The sequence below is a fragment of the Crateriforma conspicua genome (assembly GCF_007752935.1).
Lineage (GTDB): Bacteria > Planctomycetota > Planctomycetia > Pirellulales > Pirellulaceae > Crateriforma > Crateriforma conspicua.
On the sequence record NZ_CP036319.1, the window covers coordinates 519,053 to 538,015 of the forward strand.

Consider the following 18,963-nt stretch of genomic DNA (forward strand, 5'->3'; position numbering starts at 1 on the left):
CGGATTTGGCCGGTCAAGCGTCGGGGCCGGCAAGCCAGGGTCGACTCTGGTTCCCCTAAACGAAGGCTTATGGCACCAACGCACCCCGACGGTTCGGTTTGTTCCAATGGAAACTGGTACGCCCGTCGACGCGGTCGAAGGGATTGTCAGGACTGCATCGCTCGCACCGACAAAAACTGCGTTGACATCGGGCCGTTCTCAGACTCCAACACTTCCGATGACTTAGCTTTTCCTAACGGTCGAATCGGACGATTCGACTTGCACCGCACAATCGGTTTCGGTTTTCTGGTCGACTATCGGAACCGTGATATTCGTTGATCCTTTTGCCAAGCGGAGTTCCGCATGTCCACGCCTGTTCTTGATTCCAATCCTTCCGAAGAACTGCTGGCTGACTTTCCTCTTGAACTGCGTCGCCATCTGAACATCACGTTGGGCTGCGAATCCGAACCGGTGGACCCTTCCTACGTTTACCGCGCGACCGCTCTGGCCGTTCGTGATCGTTTGGTGGATTCGTGGCGTCGAACCCAGGCCAAGATGCACCACAGCGACCAACGCAAGGTGTTTTACCTGTCGCTGGAATTCTTGATCGGACGATCGCTGTGCAACGCGATCCAGAATCTGGACGTCGATGAAGAAGCACATGCGGCGATTCACCAGTACGGTTTGCGTCTGGAGGAAGTGGCCGAGCAGGAATATGACGCCGGACTGGGGAACGGCGGTCTTGGACGCTTGGCTGCCTGTTTCTTGGACAGTTGTGCCAACCTGAAACTGCCCGTGGTCGGATATGGCATCCGATACGAATACGGCATGTTCAACCAACGCATCAGCGATGGTCGTCAGATCGAAGAACCCGATCACTGGTTGCGGGACGGCAATCCCTGGGAAATCGAGCGACACGAAGACGCGCGTCAGATCCATTTCTATGGTCGCGTGGAACATTATCACGACGCCAACGGCAAAGCACGGACCCGATGGGCCGACTGTCACGACATCACCGCGGTCCCGTTCGATATGCCGATCCCCGGTTATCGCAATGACACGGTCAACACGTTGCGATTGTGGAAAGCCACCGCGTCGGACGCGTTCAATCTGACCGAATTCAACGCCGGCAGTTACACCGAGGCGGTTGCCGAGAAGAACTTGGCCGAGAACATTTCCATGGTGTTGTATCCCAACGATGCCAGCGAAAACGGTAAAGAACTGCGTCTGAAGCAACAGTACTTTTTGGTTTCGGCAAGCCTGCAGGATGTCATCGCCCAGTGGGTCGAACAGCATGGCGAAGATTTTTCGGAATTCGGCGCCAAACACTGCTTCCAATTGAACGACACACACCCCGCGTGTGCCGTTCCCGAACTGATGCGTCTGTTGATCGACGAGCATGGTTTGGAATGGGATCAGGCCTGGAAGATCACCACGCAGTGCATGGCCTACACCAACCACACCCTGTTGCCCGAAGCGCTGGAACGTTGGTCAGTGTCGCTGTTCAGTCACCTGTTACCACGCTTGATGGAAATCGTTTACGAAATCAACGCCCGATTCCTGGCGGATGTTGAAAAGAAGTGGCCCGGCGACACGGAAATGCGTCGCAAGATGTCTTTGATCGAAGAAGGCGATCACCCACACATCCGCATGGCGTATTTGGCCATCGTCGGCAGCTTCAGCGTCAATGGTGTTGCCGGATTGCACACCCAGTTGCTGAAGAACGGTTTGTTCCACGATTTTTACACGCTGTGGCCCAAGAAATTTAACAACAAGACCAATGGCGTGACTCAACGTCGATGGCTGGCTCACTGCAACCCAGGCCTGCGTCAGCTTTTGGACGAAACGATCGGCAGCGGATGGGAAAACGATCTCAGCCTGATCAAGAATCTGCATCCCTATGCCAGTGATGCTTCGTTCCGCGAGCGTTGGCGTGAGATCAAGAAGGCGAACAAAGAACGTTTGGCCGAAGCCGTGATGCAACGCACCGGCATCGCCTTTGACACGTCCGCCATGTTCGATGTTCAAGTCAAACGGATCCACGAATACAAGCGTCAGTTGTTGAATACGCTGCACGTGATCCACCTGTACGATCGCATCATGCGTGGCGATACCGAAGGCATGGTGCCCCGCTGTGTCCTGATCGGTGGCAAAGCGGCACCTGGATATCACTTGGCTAAATTGATCGTCAAGCTGATCAACGACGTGTCCAGCACGATCAAGGGTGATCGCCGCGCCGACGAACTGCTGAAATTCGTTTTCTATCCGAACTATCGTGTGTCATCGATGGAAATCATCTGCCCGGCGACGGAGTTGTCCGAGCAAATTTCCACCGCCGGTAAAGAAGCCAGCGGCACCGGCAATATGAAGTTCATGATGAACGGTGCGTTGACGATCGGGACACTGGATGGTGCGAACATCGAGATCCGTGAAAACGCGGGTGAAGAGAATTTCTTCCTGTTCGGTCTGGATGCCGATGGCGTCCAAAAGACTCGATTGGATTATCGACCGAACGAAATCATCGCCGCCGACCCTGATATCCAGCGGATCATGCAGTTGCTGGAAAGCGGTCACTTTAACCGCAGCGAACCGGGCATCTTTGATGTCTTGTCATCGGGTCTGCGAAACCCCCACGACCCGTGGCTGACGATCGCCGATCTTCGCGGTTACATCGATGCCCAACAGAAGGTTTCCGAGACGTATGCGGATCCCGAAACTTGGGACCGCATGAGCATTCTGAACACCGCCGGCAGCGGTTGGTTCAGCAGCGATCGTACGATCCAGCAATACGCTGACGAAATCTGGAACGTCGGGCCGATGGCCTAACGAGCCGCGACGGCGAAACGTCGGCCGACAAACCATTGATACACCATCGCGGTGTCGCCCGATCGGGCGACACCGCGTTTTTTCTTTGGGCCGTGACTGGTATCAGGGGCTGTCTGATTTCGCTTTGTCTTTTGGCGTGTTCGTCTTTGACGTTGCGATTCGGCCGCCGATGTGCAACACGTCCAATTCATCGGTCAGTTGGTGTTCCAAGGCCTCGGCACCCTGGTAACCCAGTTGCACAGATTCCACTTTGCCGGATTTGCCGATCAGGATCCGCTGGGGGATCGCGTCGGCCTTGAACGCGTCGGCAATTTCCCCTTCGGAATCCAGCATCACGGGAACCTGCCACGGTTGCTCGCTAAGGAATCCGGCCACCTTGTCGGCCGATTCGCCCACGTTCACGGCATAGAAAACAACGTCTTTGTCTTGATAGCGTTCAGTGACCGATTGCAGCGTTGGCATTGATTCCAGGCACGGCGTGCACCAAGTCGCCCAGAAAGACAAAACGACGACCTTGTTCATCAGGTCCTGCGACCGGACGCCTTTGCCATCAAGCGTGACGCTGGCAAATTCCGGCATGTCTTTGCCCAGCAGTGGATGATCCTTGGAGACGCCGGCAAGCGATTGATAATACGTGTCGACCGACGGGTACTTCTTTGCGCCGGTCGGTGGCTGATACGTGAATAGCTTTTCGTCCACATCCCCGGAGATTCGCCAGGACAAAAAGTCGAAACGCAACTGGTATCGGTATCCGGCCGGCATCTTCATTTGCTGGTTGGACCGCAGCATGTCGGTCAAGTCGACAATCATTCGCAGCGGACGCTGTAGTTCGTTGTCGCGATCCAGCAGCCACAAGTCCCACTGAACCAAGTCGTCTTGGACGCCTTTGAGGTGCACCGCTGGGGTTTCGCCGCGAAACGGTGCCCGGTCGACCAGCTGGATCGACTTCATTCCGCCGACCAACGCGATGGCGGGATCGTAACCGGCCAACGTCATCGCCAGGACCGGTTCGGGATACGGACCCATGGGAATCGGCAAACCATCGACGGCCTGGCGAATCGAAATCGGTTCATCCAATTCCACATAGGCGTCGGACGACAATGCGACGGTCAGCTTTTTCGCGTTATTGAAGATCCGAGTTCGCTGATCGGTCTCCTTCAAATAGATCGTGAATTGATCGGGCGTTTTGGATGCGATCTGGTAGGTCGATACTTGGGCATCGACCACGCGGCCGCCCACGGTGGTTTCCGTGGTCAGTTGAATCGTTGACCTTGAAACGCGGCTTTGCGAGATGGCTTCGAACAGCGGAAACAGTGCCGATTGAACCTCTTGATCCAGTTCAAACAAATCGACGTCTGATTCGGCGGTTTCCGATGAAGTCTGCGTCTTTGGGTCGTCGGCGATCGCGATCATATGCGGCAGAACAGCCAATAATACGGCGACGATCGGGACCATCCCAAGTCGGCACCCCACACGACGCGTGCGATGCGACGGGACGGCAACAGACCGGGCACGTTGGTAGAAAGAAAAGTTGGCCATGACGTCGATTGGGGAAAAGCGGGAAACAGCGTGAAGGCTCGTGATACCGACACGACCAGTCTATCGAACGCCGATCGTCAGCCAACCGTCACGGGCGTCGATGTGGTTGGACCGAAACTGGCGACCGGCGACTGATTGGATGGCAAAATCGTCCGGCGTCGTCCAAGTCTTGGACAATAGTGTTTCGGGGAACACATTCTGAAACGACTTTCGCAGCGTGCTGCGGATCGCGGATTCGCGAAGCCCCAAACGCTGGCGACCGGGGAATCGAATGTCGACTTCCCCATCGCGGATCAGCCACATCGACCCGTCGTCCAGTCGCGCGGGGACATACGTTGCTGCGATCTCCAAGTTGGTCCGCCGCAACTCTCGGTCGCCTTGTGCGAACTCGGATCCACGCAGACCCAGGCGTACCTTTTGACCACGACTTTCAAAAATGATCGGTCGGAATCGCGTGAATCGCAGTTGGAACGGTTCCTCCGGTTCATCGTCTGGATCGTCCGTCGCTTTCCGTGTGGGCAACCCGATCTGTTCTAGCAGATCGTCCAGTTCATGTTGTTCGAAGGATCGCCCCGACAGCAGCGGTGCCAGAGTGTTCTCCACCACGGATTCATGGATCTGGATCGATGCGTCACTGCCTGCATCAGACAGCGGCGCCGGGCGATCGGCGGACAACTGGTGGGTATCGGCCATGACGCCTTCGATGAACATGGATGTGTCCGTGCTGCCCCAGGTCCGCTGCGGCTTTTCCAAGTCCAATCGCAGTAGATAGGGTTCCGCACGGGACATCATGTTCGGGCTGGGCAACGATGCCGCCTGGTCCGTTTCGCGGACGAATTCGGATGTCACTCGTCGTCGCAACTTTTCGCGAGCGATAGAATCGGCCAACGGCTTTTGCTCCGCGGCGCGTTTGCTGGCGATCCGACGCACCAGTCGCCATCGATGTTGGATCGACGTGACTTTGCTTTGCAGAGACACTTGTGCGGATGCCGCGGACAATCGTGAACCGTTGGGGCCGAAAAACAGGCTTCGTGTGACGTGCACGTTTCCATCGGACACGGTCGTCAAGCGGACCGGTTTGTTGTAACCCACGTTGTCGCTGTGGAATCGACCGGTCAAATGCAACACCATATGCACGTCGCCGATGGACGGTTGCAGGTCCGCTTGAACGATGCCGCGCAAATTGCTGGTGCCTCGCAATGCCGTCCCCAGGATGCAATCGCGAACCGGCTGCAATTTGTTGACGTCGCGTATCACGGCCGACTGAACCGTGCGTTCGGGGATGTCGATGCGAAAGTTAGGGCTGGCGAAGGAGGATCGAACGTTCGCGATCAAATCGGGGACCTGACGCGATTCGCTCAGCGTTCCCAGGATCGTACCGATCGCCGCGGCGTCATCGGTCGAAGGTGCCGAATCAATCTCGCGCAAGGTTTTTGATAACAGTTCCAATTGTCGCTGCAGAAGCGGGACCGAACGCTCGGAATCGGCAAACTTTGCCGCGGCAATCAGCCCTTCGGTGGACGTTCGCAATTGACGAAAGTTCGCCAGTTCCAGGCCGTCGTGAAGCCCCACCATGCGTAGATGCAGTTCGGTTGCCAGGCGACCGATCGTCGACACGGATTCGTCGTTTTCGATCGCATCGGCCAACGGTTGGGCATCGATGTAACGCATCCATGCGGCACGGTTTCGACGGCTGGTGTGGGTGTCCAGATACTGCTGTAACTGCGTCAGAGAAGCAATGAATCCTGACTTTGCGACATCCAAGTTGGGCAGCCGATCACCGCGAATGGCGTCCAGATTGCTTTCGATCTGATCGGCCAGTCGGTTCCATCGGCTGGCCGGCGGTGATGGCATCGATGTTGTGCTGACGACGGTTGTGCCTTGGCCGGTGACGACGGACTGCGAAACGAGGCCGAACGCAAGGAAGGTCGCCAAAGTGAGCCCGGTGATGGATTGCTTTGTCATGAGGTTTCGCCTTGCTGGTTCGCGCCTTGCTGTCCTTGATCTGCCGGAATCGGATGGCGGACGCACTGGATCCGATGCCCCGCGGTGAACGCGTCAAAGAGCCCGGCGTTCATTTTCCGCTGGCCCGACCGATTTCGACGGGTGAAAGTCTAGGTAGGCTGGGCAAACGACCGCAATGGTCCGTTTGGACGGATCGATCGGATTCTAACCGTGTCGGAACCCACCGCGTCGTCGGGGCAAATGGTGGGAAATCCAGCAAAATCATTTGGGCAGATCGATCACGCCGTCCCAATCCGCCGGCGGGACCCGATTGTGTCGCAGGATCACCGACAACAAAACATCCTTGGGGCGGTCCCATGCCGGCAACGCATGCAGCAACTGGTAGGTTTCGTCCCAATCCCCCGCGACGAATCGGTCGAGGGCTTGTTCGTAGTTTCGGATGTCGTCGTCGGTCAGCGTCCTAGGGGCCGACGAGGGCGAGTCGGAACCGTCCTGTTGGCCGGGGGAATCGATCGGGGTGACTGCCGAATCGACGCCCAATTCGACGCTTTCTTGTAAGGATCCGTCGTCGCTGGTGCCCAGCAGTTGGCTGATCTGCAACGGTTCGTTCATGCCCGCCGGACGCACCGTGGCCAAACGCCGCAGCCGAAAGGTTCCGAACGATCCGGGCGTCGCCGTCGACAATGCTTCGGCAGTGGTTTGATCCAGCAAGACTTCGGCACCGAAGACCTTGGTCATGCCTTCGAGACGACTTGCCAGGTTCACCACCGGGCCAAACGCGGTCACTTTCACTTGGTCGGTCGTTCCGATGCGTCCGGCCACCGCGCGGCCGCTGGCAATGCCGATGCCACAACGGAATCCGGACTGATTGGTGTCGGCCGCGTAGTGTCGCCAAATCAACAGAGCCGCCAGCGCCGCGCGGACTTGACGATCGGGTTGATCCAGCGGCCAACCCCAGAACCCCATGGCCGCGTCGCCGTGGAAATCACCGATCACACCTCGTTGTCGCAGGATATGGTGAGTCATCACGCCCAGCGCATTGCTGACGCGATCCAGCAATTCCAACAGCCGGTCGGACGCTTGTTCGCTTTGTCGGCTGAAGCCCCTCAGGTCACAAAACATGACGGCCAATTCCGTTTCACGCGGTGCCAAGACCTCGCTGACTTCGCGATTGGCCAAGGCGTCCATCACGACCGGCGCGAAGAAGCTCCGCATCGCGGATTGACGTCGTTCCAGACGCAGCGATTTGCGAAGATTCCCCAGCATGGTGCCGACCAGTTCGGCGAACTTGACGTCGTCGCCCAAGTCTTGCGGCGCGGAATATTCGGCCTGTTCGTCAGGATCAGCCGACAGCGGGGCCATCGTCTGGCCGGCCACATAGAAGGCCCAGCCGGCACACGCATCGCTGCGAATGGGAACACAAAATGCCCAGTCCACTTCTTCGCTGGCCGTAAAAGCGACCGCGTCCCGACGGGTTGACGACCAAAGGTGCAACCGGCTTTCACGTGACGAGACCGCGGCGCGAACCAACCGGGAACTGATCGGTGGTTGTTCGCGACCCGGGACACGACTGTCGCGGTGCAAGATGCGCAATCCGCTTTTCGCTTCGTCCGCGGTATCCCGATAACACACGATGGCGACATCGGTGGCTGCGGGCGTGCTTGTCAGCAGCACGCCGGTCAGACGAACCAGTAATTCTTGTTCGGTCGAACTGCCGGTGATCAAGTCCGGCAATTTGGTCAGTGCATCGATTCGTTGATTGGCATCACGGAATTTTTGACGCCGCAGGGATCCCAAATCAAACGCGTGCTCGGTCACATCACCCACGTTGGGCGTGTGAGATGAACCGGCGCGACTGGCCAGGGTGAACGTGGTGTGCCCGATCACAAAGTGTTCGCCGGGGACCAACGTGAATTGATCGACTTGACGTCCGCCGTGAAAAACCGGGTTGCGGGCCGTCGGCAACCGTTGGATTTCCACGCGGTCGTCGGGCATCGCCGTTAGGCGAATGTGGGCTCGGGAGATCATCGAATCCCAAGGCACGTCCCAATCCGCACCGCTGCGACCAATCGTGATACCGCGATGGTTGGTGGCATCGGGCACTTCGCGGCACCATCGTTGCCCGCTGTTGCGTCCTTGGGCGATCAATTCAGGCATGGCAACCGTCGATGATTCGTCGAGAAAAACGGATAGACAGAAATTCGGCCGTCGGGAACGTTTGGCCGCGGGTCAAGCTTCCGAGGAGGTTTCCAGTGAACGGGCCGCAGCGATTCCCGCGGCGCGTCCGGTGCTAAAGGCCGCCTGGAAGTTGTATCCGCCGATCCAGCCGTCCACATCCAGCACCTCCCCTGCAATGTACAGACCGTTTTGAATTCGGCTGGCCATCGAACGCGGATCGACCTGGCTTAGATCCACTCCACCGGCGGTGACTTCCGCTTTGGTGAAACCACGACTGTCGGCAACCGGCACGTCCAGTCGTTTTAGCCGATCGATCAGGCGTCGGCGCCCGACCGCCGGCAACGATGCCAGTGTATGGTCGGCGTCCGCGTGCAGGGTGACCGCGTCGGCAAGACGTGATGGCAGGTGGCGCGCCAGCAACGAACGAACGTGGGTTCGCCCGGATTGGCCGTCCCCGCCACGCAGGATCTCTTCCCACTGTGTGGCGGAAACCTCAGGCGTCAAATCGATCGTCAAGAATCGTCGGTCGTCATCATCGGTCGGACCGGTCAGGTACCGGCTGACGTCCATCGCACCGGGCCCGCTGTAACCGAAATGCGTGAACAGCCATGATGCACGACGCACCAGCAAGGGTTTCTTTACCGGGCGTTGGCCACGCATTTGACGCACCGAAACAGCGACGTCGTCGACCGTGACGCCGGACAAATCGTGCATCCAAGACGGCCCGCCGACCAGCGGCACCAGCGCCGGATGTGTGGGCACGATCGTATGGCCCAGACGCTGCAGCCATGCGTAGGCGTCACCGGTGGTGCCGCATCCCGGATAGCTGCGGCCGCCCGCCGTGACGATCAGCTGCTTGCACCGGAGCCGTCCCTGGTCGGTATCGACCACCCAGTCGCCGGCGTCGGGCCGGACGTCGACGACGGCACAGGGACGTCGGATCTGGACACCCGCATTTTCGGCCTGTCGATGCAACGCGTCGCGAACTTCCACCGCACGATCATTGACGGGAAAAATCTTACCCGTTGCTTCGCGTTTGGTTCGCACGCCCAAGTCATTGAACATCGCCACCACGTCGGATGGATCGAAACTACCGACGCTGGGCTGCAGAAATCGTCGCGCGTGCCCGAACGCGGTGGTGATACCGCGGGCATCGGTGTCGTGCGTCAAATTGCATCGGGTTCCGCCGGACATCAGGATCTTGACGCCCGTTTTGCGATTTTTTTCCAGCAGACATACACTGCCCGTGGATCGCTGGGCGGCAACCGCCGAAGCGATCAAACCAGCGGCACCGGCACCGATGACAATGATTTCAGCTTCAGTATCGGAATCTGCTGCCATGACCAGGCGGGGGGAACTAGTGTGAAAGGAACGATCGTTGCGATGACAGCGATCGGGCCGGCCGATGAAACATCACGTCATCCAACGAATTGTTTTGTGACACCATGGAATCAGCTGCAACGCGACCGCTTGGCGATGAAAAACCGCGTCCATCATCGGACCAACGTTTCTCGTTCGCACAAGCCCGGACACTGATCGGTGATCTGACCCGCCCCAATCCGTTGATCTACTGGACCGATTTTTTGGTCTCGATCGTCCTGGGGCACATCGCACTTCACGGCATCTTTTTCTTGCCACGTTGGTATCCCGATGCCGCCTGGATGCCGCCGGCGGTGGTCGCGTTATACGTCGTGACGGTGCTGTTATACATGCGGGCGTTGATGTTCATCCACGAATTGGTGCATCTGCCGCAGGAGGGGTTTCGCGGGTTCCGAATCGCGTGGAATGCCCTGTGCGGGATCTTTTTCTTCGTGCCGTCGTTCTTGTATTACCCGCATGTCGATCATCATCGTCGCAAACACTACGGCACCGAGCACGACGGCGAGTATCTTCCGCTAAGTCATCATGGCCGATGGATGATCGTCGGCTTCATTTTCCAGGCTTTGGTGATTCCCATTTTGGGCTTGGCCCGGTTTCTGATCATCAGCCCGATCTGTTGGGTGTTTCCGCCGGCACGCAAATGGGTTCATCGTCACGCTTCGACGATGGTGGTGGACCCGTTTTACGAACGTCCCGATGCGTCGCCCCGATTGATGCGTATCGTGTTACTGCAAGAAGTCTGCTGTTTTGCTTGGGCGGTTTGGTTTCTGATCCGCGGCGGACTGATGCGTGGTGAGTGGTTGGACCCGTTTTGGTTGGTCGCCTATGCCGTCGGTCTTGGCGTTCTGGTCCTGAATGAATTTCGGACCCTTGGGGCACACCGGTGGACCAATGACGAAGGCGAAATGTCGTTTGAAGACCAACTGTTGGACTCGGTCAATTATCCGGACAACGCTTGGATCACCGAACTGTGGGGACCGGTGGGCACGCGTTTTCATGCCCTTCACCACCTATTCCCCAGGATTCCCTATCATAACCTGGGGCTGGCCCATCGGCGTTTGACCGAAGGACTGCCTGCGGATTCGATTTATCATCGAACCAACGCACACAGTTTGACCGAACAGATCGTAGCGTTGTGGCAACGTGCGGGCGGATCGGAAACGCATTCCGATCCGTTGAGACACGGGCATACGCAAACCACGTGATCAACGCGTCGTGGCCTTAGGATTCATCCTGGTTCGGCTGAGTGCCCTGGGCGGTTTGAGCCATCATCAGACGGCGGCGTGAATCGCGGATCAGCATCCAGCCTTCGCGTCCGTAAAGCCCCGCGGCGATGATCCCGGCAAGCAAGCCCAGCAGGCTGACCCACATGATGGGTGACGCGACGAAAACGCCCAGCCCGCTGATGGCAAACACGGCGGCGACCAACAGACGAGACATTCCACGCAATTGGGTGTCACGGATTTGTTGTTTGGTGCTGCGGCTGATCGCGCTGCGGGCCGAATCATTGGCCAGCTCTCGCATGGCCGACAAGTTGGTGTGCTTTTCGGGGGCCTCGGAACGAGCGATCAGCGGCGCGTTGGGATCGATGACCGGTTCGGGTTCGACCGGGATTTCCGCCGCCGGTGCTTCCTCGACTGCCGCTGCTGCATCCTTCTGAGGCGCGGGGGCCGATCCGCCAACGGCTGCGCTGGTTGCGTTTGGCCCGTTTTGGACACGTTGCAGCAGGCGATTCATGTAGGCTTCGATCGAATCGTCTTCGGGTTCCTCCGCGGCGACGGTATTCGCGGCGGTCGGCTCCGGTGTCGGCTGGGGATCGGTGGCAACCTCGCTGGCGACTTCTTGGACGGGTGCGGGGGCTAAGTCATCGGCACCGGTGTTATCGCTGATCGACGGTTGGTCCGCGATGTCTTGGTTTTCATCCTGCCAGTCGGCCAGGTTGAACGTGCCGGCAAACGTGGATTCGCTCTCTTGCGGATCGACATCTTCGGTGACGGGCTCAGGCGGATCCACCGCTTCGATCGGTTGGGATTGGTCCGCGGCAATGTCGCTTAACAGTTGTTGGGCCAACGAGCCTTCGGCGATGAAGCGTGTCGCGTCTTCCGAGTCCGAATCGGTGGCTTGTTCCGGTTCGAAGGTCTCACTCGGATCGGCCACCAATTCCAGGCCTTGGTCGGATTCAGCCGCGAGCGATGATTCAGCGTCATCCGATGCCGACAAGTCTTCGTCGGTCGCGGGCGGCGTCCAAGATGTATCCGACGCAAGGTCGCCTTCGGTCAGAACCGTGGGTTCATGAAAGATGTTCGATGAATCGGAGTCGGTCGCTTCCGGTTCGCTCCAGATCGATGTCATGTCGACACCCGCGTCAGCAGGTTTGCTTTCTGCTTCGTCATCCTCTTGGCAACTCGCCTTCGCCGCTTCGATTTCTTCTCGGCTCAATTGGGCGGGTTCACTGGCTTGAGCCCACGGGTCGAAATCGGACGAATCTTCGGCGGAGTCCGTTGAAGTTTCCGTTTGTTCCGTGATCGCGGGTGTTCCACCGTCGTGGATCGATGCTTCTTGGTCGTCCCAGTCCGTTGACACCGAAGCCCAGGGATCTTCCGAAGCATCTTCAGCGATCGAGCCGGAATCGTCCTGCGTCACTGCCGCGGATGGTTCGGGCTCTGATGCATCGTGTTGTGTTGCAACCGGTGTGTCCCATGCCGCATCGTCGGTCGTATCGGTCATGCCGACGGATGGATCGGATTCACCGATCGGGGATGATTCGACCTGAGATTCGTGATCGACATCCGATGCCAAATTCGGCGGCGTCATCGGCAACGATTCCGACGCTTCCTCGGCGACGGACGCGTCGGCCGACGCGGAGGCGTCTTCGGCGATCGTGACGCTGTGATCGTCCGCTGTTGCGGATGCATCGTCGGCCGGTTGTGATTCGACATGGTCGTAGGTCGGCCACACATCGGCGTCGACGACCGACAGGGGCGGTTCCGCTTGCCCAATGGCCGCGTCATGTTCGTCCTGCCACTGTGGTGCGGCTTGTTCGTCGCACAACGGTTCTTCCTGTGCCGGAATCTCCGGTGCAGCCGCTTGTTCAGCAATCTGTAACCCTGGCGCGGATGGTTCGGGATCCGCTGATTCGGGTTCCGATAGCTCCGCCGGCGGTAACTCGGCCGCCGGCGTTTCGGCGACGGTCGAAACATCGGGTTCGCTTGATGTGGCGACCTGTTGAACGTCGACGGCGTGACGTGCCTGTTCCAGTTCTTGCAGAACGTCCTCGTGATGGTTTTGCAAGTCGCTCAGACGCTGGGTGGCGTCTTGTAGTTCATCGCGGACGCGTTGCAGGTCGTCGGCCGACGGGCGGCTTTCCGACTCGGCGATGGCTTCGTCGCGTTGCTGGCGAATCTGTTGCAGTTTGTCGGACAGTTCGTCGTTGTTCTGCTGCAGCTTCGTCAGTTGCTCGTTGGCGACGGCAAGTTCATCACTCAGTTGCTGGACCGATTCACGCAGTTGGACCGTTTCGGATTCCCATTGGCTGCGTTGTTGGTCAGAATCCGATCGGATCTGGACGCCTTCGTGTTCCAGATTCTGGATCTGTTGTTGGGCTTGTTCACACTCGTCGCGCAGCTGTGCCGTGTCGGATTGGGCTTCCTGCAGTTCCTGTTGCATTTCCGCGATTTGGACACGCAATTCTTCGGCGATCGATTCGCTTGCGGCCAGCTTGGCGGATTGTTCTTCGGCCTGGGACTGCGCCAGCTGCAAACTGTCCGTCATTTCGCGGACACGTGCCTCGGCTTCCTGACGCCGTGTGTCGCTGTCGTCCTTCGCTTCCTTTAGTTCCGCCAATTCACGTTGTGACGCTTGTTGTTTGGATTCCGCGTCGGCAAGTGTGGCTTTCCAATGCTCGGTCTGTTGCTGCAGTTCGGCGCGATAGTTCCGCTCGCGCTGTTCCAGTTCTTCCTGGTTTTGGGACAGACTGGCCAGCTGGTGGTTTAGAGCCGAAAGCTGCTGGCGCATTCGTGCAACCGATTGGGTCGCGGTTTCGGTCTGGCTGCGCGACTGTTCCAGTTGCCGAGATGCTTGTTCGACCTGAGCTTGGTACTCGTTTTCCCGGCGTCGGTATTCTTCGTTGCGGCGGTTCCAGTCGTCGGACTGCTGTTGATGTTGCTTACGCAACTGTTGCAGTTCTTCTTGCTGGACCAGGTATTCGCGTTGGATTTCGTAAGCGGCCGATTCTTGTGCCTTTAGATTGGCTTCGCGAGCCTGCAGTCGCTCTGCCCTGCTCCACAACTCCGATTCGCGTTGACGCAATTCCGATTCGCGGTCGGTGCATCGTTGGACCAGTCGTTCGCATTCTTCTTGACGCTGGCGCCACAACTGAACTTCACGGCGAAGTCGGTCTTGCCAAACTTGATGATCGATCACTTCACTGGTCAACACGCCCGACAAATCGGGCAGCGGCGGTGATTGTTGTAAGACGGTTTCCGAAGACGCGGCGGCATCCTGTGGCGGACGTGCGGTGGGCTTTTCAAAGGATGCTAGGTCCAGCGAAGGTTCCCCAAACATGCCAGCATCGTCAAACGATAAACGTCCCATGTCCTGTTCGTCGTCCCGCTGGTGTTGTGGTGCCGACGAACTGTCCGGCGACTGTGTCCCGGTGGCGAGCACCGGATCGACAACCGGCACGGAAACGGAGGCGGCGATCGACAACAATTCAAATCGATAGCTGCCCAAACGAACTTGGTCGCCGACCGACAACACCGCCTCGGTCGTTCGCGATCCGTTGATTTCGATCGGGATCGAATGGGCACGCATTTGGACACGATCGCCTTCGCGGATCAGGATCGCGTGCAGAGGCTGCAGCGATGGATCGTCCAGGCAGATCGAGCACGACGAACCGCTGCCGAAGGTGTATCGAGCACCGGCCAGACGCAGGCGTCGGGTCGGCGCGTCTTGGCGGGAGACGCGAAACTCGATCGCCGCTTGGGCCGTGGCGACGGCTGATTCCGGCGGCCCCGGGTCGATTGCCATGGGAGCCACTCCGCCCGGATCCTTCGCCCCCTCGGAGACGTTGGTGTGGTTCGTTGGTGCGCCGATGATCGCTTCGATTTGAAACGATCCGGTCGTTGTGTCTTGATTCAAGCTCACCTGTGCAATCCCTTGCCTCGATGTTCGCCCCAACCGACTGGATCCCGATGATCGACCGATTCGGTCGCGGCGCGTTTCGATACTCTTCCGTTATCGACGCCGCCGCGACTGTCGATGAGTGAACCTGGAACGATCAGGCAATGAAATCGGAAAAATCGGAGAGGGGCATGGATAGCCCTGCGGAGGGTGTCCGTTGTGCAGGTTTCGTGAACTGTCCGCTATCGGTGGTTGGATTTCTAATGGGGGCTGATTGCCCGTTAGAACCGGATCAGGCGGTATTTCCCAACGAATGGCCCGGAGATTGCTTACTTCCCGAGCAACTGATGACGGGACTTCCGTCGTCAGGCTCGTAGGATTACGACGCCTGCGCTACTGGTGACGTCGTCCTTCGTCGCTGGACGGTGAACAAATGACGCTATGTTTGGAAGTTCTCCGCCGGCGCGTTGCGATAACGGCCCCGGGTTGCGGTTTCGCGATGGTCGGAAATTCGGTCCTCTTGTTGAAAGGGACCCGTTTCCCTGACTTTTGCGGGGAACCAAACCAGGGTGACACTGGTCACGTAGGACACACCCGTCGTCGGCGCGCGGTGACGCACACGGCACTTCGACGATCCAGATCAGCGACCAACCGAGGATAGAAGGGGGTGACCCATGTCTCGCAAAGAATCCCTCAACAAACTGCGTGTGACGCTAGTCCGCCGTCGTGACGCGTTGCGACGCGCCTTGGATGGTGATCTCAGTTTGCTTCAGGAACTGCACGGTCAAAAAACGGGCGACCCGTTGGATGCCGCGGCCGACACCATTCAGGACGAACTGAACAGCCAGTTGGTCGAAAATGAGTCTCGCGAATTAGGTGCAATGGAAGACGCGATCGCGCGGTTCGAAGCGGGGACGTATGGCAATTGCGAATCCTGTGGCAAGCCGATTCCGATCACCCGGCTGCGTGCGGTTCCTTACGCGACCGACTGCATCGACTGTCGTCGCCGCGAAGAAGACGGCCAAGACGGTGGCAATGTGGTGGCCTGGAATCGTGTTTTCGATGTCTCCGAGGTGGACCCCGTTTGATTGCGACAGACGGGATGAACCGTCGGGCGACGAAGTCCAGACGGCATTGACCAAGCGGAGGTAATCACGATGCGGTTGCAAAGTCCCGCTGCTGTGAAACACACCGTTCCATGCGCAAGCCGTCCGACGCAACAATGCATCGGGATTGCCCAAGCTATTTTTTCGGTTCGATCCGCTCTGTTCGCCGATGTGATGCCGTTGAACCAAAATCTCGCTTGATTGAGATACCGGTCACCGGATCACTAGGACAATCATCTCTGTTTGACACGCCGTGCGTTCGCATTGCCGACGACGGCATGAAAAACCAAGCGTACCGGCCGCACCATTGGTGCGGCCGTTTTTTAATGCGCCGTTTGTTTCGGTTCTGACAGTGACAGCGTCAAGGTGCGCCCCGGCGAACATGGTGGAAGCTGGCCCCATCGGGTGGACGATGCGTAAGATCAAGACGTTCCGCCGCGCGGTCCCGCCTGTCGTTCCCCCATCCCTTTCCCAAGATCGCTCCGACAAGACATGCCGATGATGAAACTTGGTGACGAAGCGAGTCTGCGAACTGCTGTTTCCAACGGACAGTCGCATCGACGCGTGATCGCATGGGCCACGCCAATCGCTACAGCGGCATTGATGTGGATGGGGTCCGTCACGGCCACGGCACAGCAGACCCGCTATGTCAGTCCCCAAACCGGACATCCGATCACGATGGCCCGGCCCAGCTTGGAATCCCCGGTGCCACCGGTCGGCCCTCAAGCCTTGCGCGGCGCCGACGACGATCACTTTGCCGAACGTGGGGGCGAAGTTCCATCGGCGCGACAGATCGACCAACAACGCGAGCGGTTGTTCAATGAATTGGCTGAGGAATTCAATGCCTTTGATCGGCTGGGCAACTTGGTTCGGCGTGTCGCCCAGTTGGTCAAGCCCAGTGTGATTCATATCGAAGCCCACAAGACCGAAAACAAGGGCGGCCAGATTGAATCTTATGACGAGGCGGGTGCCGGCGTTTTGATCAGCGCCGGTGGGGAAACCTGGGTCCTGACCAATCGCCATGTGATCGCCGGTGCATCGCCACAACAGATCCTGTTGCGTGCCGACAACGGTCGCGAAATGTCACCGCTGAAAGTCTTGGCCGACAAGAACACGGACATCGCCGTGATGCAGATCGCCGCATCGGATCTGCCCGCCGCCAAGCTGGGCAACAGTGATGACTGTCAAATCGGTGACTTTGTGATCGCCATCGGCAGCCCGTTCGGTTTGAACCATTCGGTCACCTTCGGCATCATGAGTGCCATGGGACGACGCGACCTGTCGTTGGGCGAACAGAAGATCGACTTGCAAGACTTCTTTCAAACCGATGCGGCCATCAACCCCGGCAACAGCGGCGGTCCGCTGTTGAACTTGCGTGGCGAAGTCGTCGCCATCAACACGGCAATCGCCAGCAGCAGCGGCGGCAGCGAAGGCATTGGTTTTGCCATTCCCATCAACATGGCTGTCCAAGTGGCCGACCAGTTGATTCGATTCGGCGAATTGCGTCGCGGATACTTGGGCGTCGTGTTGGATCCCGAGTTCACGTCCGCCGACATGCTTTCAGCCGGCTATCAGTACGACAGCGGTGCTCGGGTCAAGAACGTTCGTCCGGGATCACCGGCGGCGACCGCCAACTTGCAACGTGGCGATATCATCGTCGAATTCAACGGTCGCCAGGTGGAAAGTGACGATCACTTGGTTGCCTGCGTGGGCCTGACGCCCGCCGGCGATTCGGTGCCGATGATCATCTATCGCAACGGCAAACGGTATCGCACCAGTGTGGTGTTGACCGACTTGCAATGATCGGCCGCGGTCCAAGCGTCTATCGTCCCGCGGATGCGGGGCGGCGTGCCGGTGTGTAAAGGCAGCAGTCTTGGGGACACACATCGTGCCATGGACCCAAGGTTCCGACCGCGGATCGCTGGTCGGAATTCGCGATTCGTTCCTGTACCAATTCGCGAATCATCTGCACAAACTTCGGCGCGGTGCCAGGGGTGGCCGCACGCGCCAGTGGGATGCCCAGCTTTTTGCAAAGGGTGGCCGCTTCGTCATCCAGGTCGTACAACACTTCCATGTGATCGCTGACGAACCCGACGGGCATCAGCACCAATCCGCCGATCGGCGATTCGCTGTGTTTCTGTTCGATACGATCGCACACATCCGGTTCCAGCCAAGGTTGCTGGGGAGGTCCGCTGCGGCTTTGGAACACCAATTCCCAAGTTTCAAACCCGGCCGCTTCTGCCACCAACCGACATGTCTCATTTAGTTGCAAGACATAGTCACAGTTATCCGCCATGGAATTGGGAATGCTGTGTGCGGTGAACATCAACGTGTCGGCAACATGTTCGGACGCAAGTGATTTTGCCGCTTGCTGGACCGAATCGGCCAAGGTGTCGATGAAGTGGGGATGGTTGAACCCCATGCGAACCTTTTCCACGATCGGCGCGTCAGGGCCGACCTGAGCCTGCGCTTCGGCGATGTTTTCGCGGTACTGTCGACATCCGCTATAGCAGCTGAACATGCTGGTGAAGAAGGCGATCGCGCGGCGGCACCCGTCGTCCTTCATTTGCTGCAGGGTTTCTGCGAAGTAAGGCTTCCAGTTGCGGTTGCCCCAGTACACCGGCAAATCAACGTCGTGCTGACGAAATTCCGATTGGATCGCCGCCATCAGCTGGCGATTCTGTTCGTTGATCGGGCTGACGCCGCCGAAACTCTGGTAATGCTGGGCGACCTCCAGCATTCGTTCCCTTGGCACGCGTTTTCCACGAAGCACATTTTCCAGATACGGCATCACATCGTCGGGCCCTTCTGGGCCGCCGAAAGAAACCAGCAGGAACGAGTCGTAGGGCGGAAGATTGTCGCGCATCGG

10 protein-coding genes are annotated in these 18,963 nt (G+C 58.5%); 4 read left to right on the forward strand and 6 right to left on the reverse strand.

The window, feature by feature from the left end:
- Nucleotides 1-342: 342 nt before the first annotated feature.
- Nucleotides 343-2,805: a glycogen/starch/alpha-glucan phosphorylase gene (locus tag Mal65_RS02015; protein WP_145293185.1), complete on the forward strand. Its 2,463-nt coding sequence runs from the start codon at nucleotides 343-345 to the stop codon at nucleotides 2,803-2,805.
- A gap of 102 nt (nucleotides 2,806-2,907) precedes the next feature.
- Here Mal65_RS02015 and Mal65_RS02020 read toward each other — a convergent pair whose 3' ends face one another.
- The 4 genes from Mal65_RS02020 to Mal65_RS02035 all read right to left on the reverse strand — a co-directional run bounded on the left by Mal65_RS02020 (nucleotide 2,908) and on the right by Mal65_RS02035 (nucleotide 9,828).
- Nucleotides 2,908-4,344 (reverse strand): redoxin family protein, encoded by a 1,437-nt coding sequence (locus tag Mal65_RS02020; protein WP_145293187.1) that lies wholly within the window; start codon nucleotides 4,342-4,344, stop codon nucleotides 2,908-2,910.
- A gap of 60 nt (nucleotides 4,345-4,404) precedes the next feature.
- Nucleotides 4,405-6,309 (reverse strand): hypothetical protein, encoded by a 1,905-nt coding sequence (locus Mal65_RS02025; protein ID WP_145293189.1) that lies wholly within the window; start codon nucleotides 6,307-6,309, stop codon nucleotides 4,405-4,407.
- Nucleotides 6,310-6,570: 261 nt separating this feature from the next.
- Nucleotides 6,571-8,466, reverse strand: coding sequence for an adenylate/guanylate cyclase domain-containing protein (locus Mal65_RS02030; RefSeq protein WP_145293191.1), 1,896 nt, complete (start codon nucleotides 8,464-8,466; stop codon nucleotides 6,571-6,573).
- Nucleotides 8,467-8,538: 72 nt separating this feature from the next.
- Nucleotides 8,539-9,828 carry a BaiN/RdsA family NAD(P)/FAD-dependent oxidoreductase gene (locus Mal65_RS02035; protein ID WP_145293193.1) on the reverse strand — a complete coding sequence of 430 codons (1,290 nt, stop codon included), beginning with the start codon at nucleotides 9,826-9,828 and terminating at the stop codon, nucleotides 8,539-8,541.
- Between the two features lie 104 nt (nucleotides 9,829-9,932).
- Between Mal65_RS02035 and Mal65_RS02040 the strand changes: the two genes are divergently transcribed.
- Nucleotides 9,933-11,072 (forward strand): fatty acid desaturase family protein, encoded by a 1,140-nt coding sequence (locus tag Mal65_RS02040; protein ID WP_145293195.1) that lies wholly within the window; start codon nucleotides 9,933-9,935, stop codon nucleotides 11,070-11,072.
- A 16-nt stretch (nucleotides 11,073-11,088) separates the two neighbouring features.
- Here Mal65_RS02040 and Mal65_RS02045 read toward each other — a convergent pair whose 3' ends face one another.
- Nucleotides 11,089-15,012, reverse strand: coding sequence for an FHA domain-containing protein (locus Mal65_RS02045; protein ID WP_145293197.1), 3,924 nt, complete (start codon nucleotides 15,010-15,012; stop codon nucleotides 11,089-11,091).
- 650 nt (nucleotides 15,013-15,662) lie between these two features.
- Between Mal65_RS02045 and Mal65_RS02050 the strand changes: the two genes are divergently transcribed.
- Both Mal65_RS02050 and Mal65_RS02055 read left to right on the forward strand, forming a co-directional pair.
- Entirely contained in the window at nucleotides 15,663-16,076 is a 414-nt protein-coding gene (locus tag Mal65_RS02050; RefSeq protein ID WP_145293199.1) for a TraR/DksA family transcriptional regulator, read from the forward strand.
- A 516-nt stretch (nucleotides 16,077-16,592) separates the two neighbouring features.
- The gene (locus Mal65_RS02055) at nucleotides 16,593-17,897 is read left to right on the forward strand and encodes a S1C family serine protease (protein ID WP_196784497.1); all 1,305 of its coding nucleotides are present in this window, start codon (nucleotides 16,593-16,595) and stop codon (nucleotides 17,895-17,897) included.
- Between the two features lie 19 nt (nucleotides 17,898-17,916).
- Here the strand turns inward: Mal65_RS02055 and Mal65_RS02060 are convergent, their stop codons facing one another.
- Complete coding sequence (locus Mal65_RS02060; protein ID WP_145293201.1) at nucleotides 17,917-18,960, reverse strand: ferrochelatase; 1,044 nt, start codon at nucleotides 18,958-18,960, stop codon at nucleotides 17,917-17,919.
- Nucleotides 18,961-18,963: the final 3 nt, after the last annotated feature.

Excerpts from the sequence above, each read along its gene's own strand:
- Mal65_RS02055 (WP_196784497.1), top strand. The coding sequence starts at position 16,593 with ATGATGAAACTTGGTGACGAAGCGAGTCTGCGAACTGCTGTTTCCAAC.
- Mal65_RS02025 (WP_145293189.1), bottom strand. The coding sequence starts at position 6,309 with ATGACAAAGCAATCCATCACCGGGCTCACTTTGGCGACCTTCCTTGCG.
- Mal65_RS02030 (WP_145293191.1), bottom strand. The coding sequence starts at position 8,466 with ATGCCTGAATTGATCGCCCAAGGACGCAACAGCGGGCAACGATGGTGC.
- Mal65_RS02060 (WP_145293201.1), bottom strand. The coding sequence starts at position 18,960 with ATGCGCGACAATCTTCCGCCCTACGACTCGTTCCTGCTGGTTTCTTTC.
- Mal65_RS02035 (WP_145293193.1), bottom strand. The coding sequence starts at position 9,828 with ATGGCAGCAGATTCCGATACTGAAGCTGAAATCATTGTCATCGGTGCC.
- Mal65_RS02015 (WP_145293185.1), top strand. The coding sequence starts at position 343 with ATGTCCACGCCTGTTCTTGATTCCAATCCTTCCGAAGAACTGCTGGCT.
- Mal65_RS02020 (WP_145293187.1), bottom strand. The coding sequence starts at position 4,344 with ATGGCCAACTTTTCTTTCTACCAACGTGCCCGGTCTGTTGCCGTCCCG.
- Mal65_RS02040 (WP_145293195.1), top strand. The coding sequence starts at position 9,933 with ATGGAATCAGCTGCAACGCGACCGCTTGGCGATGAAAAACCGCGTCCA.
- Mal65_RS02050 (WP_145293199.1), top strand. The coding sequence starts at position 15,663 with ATGTCTCGCAAAGAATCCCTCAACAAACTGCGTGTGACGCTAGTCCGC.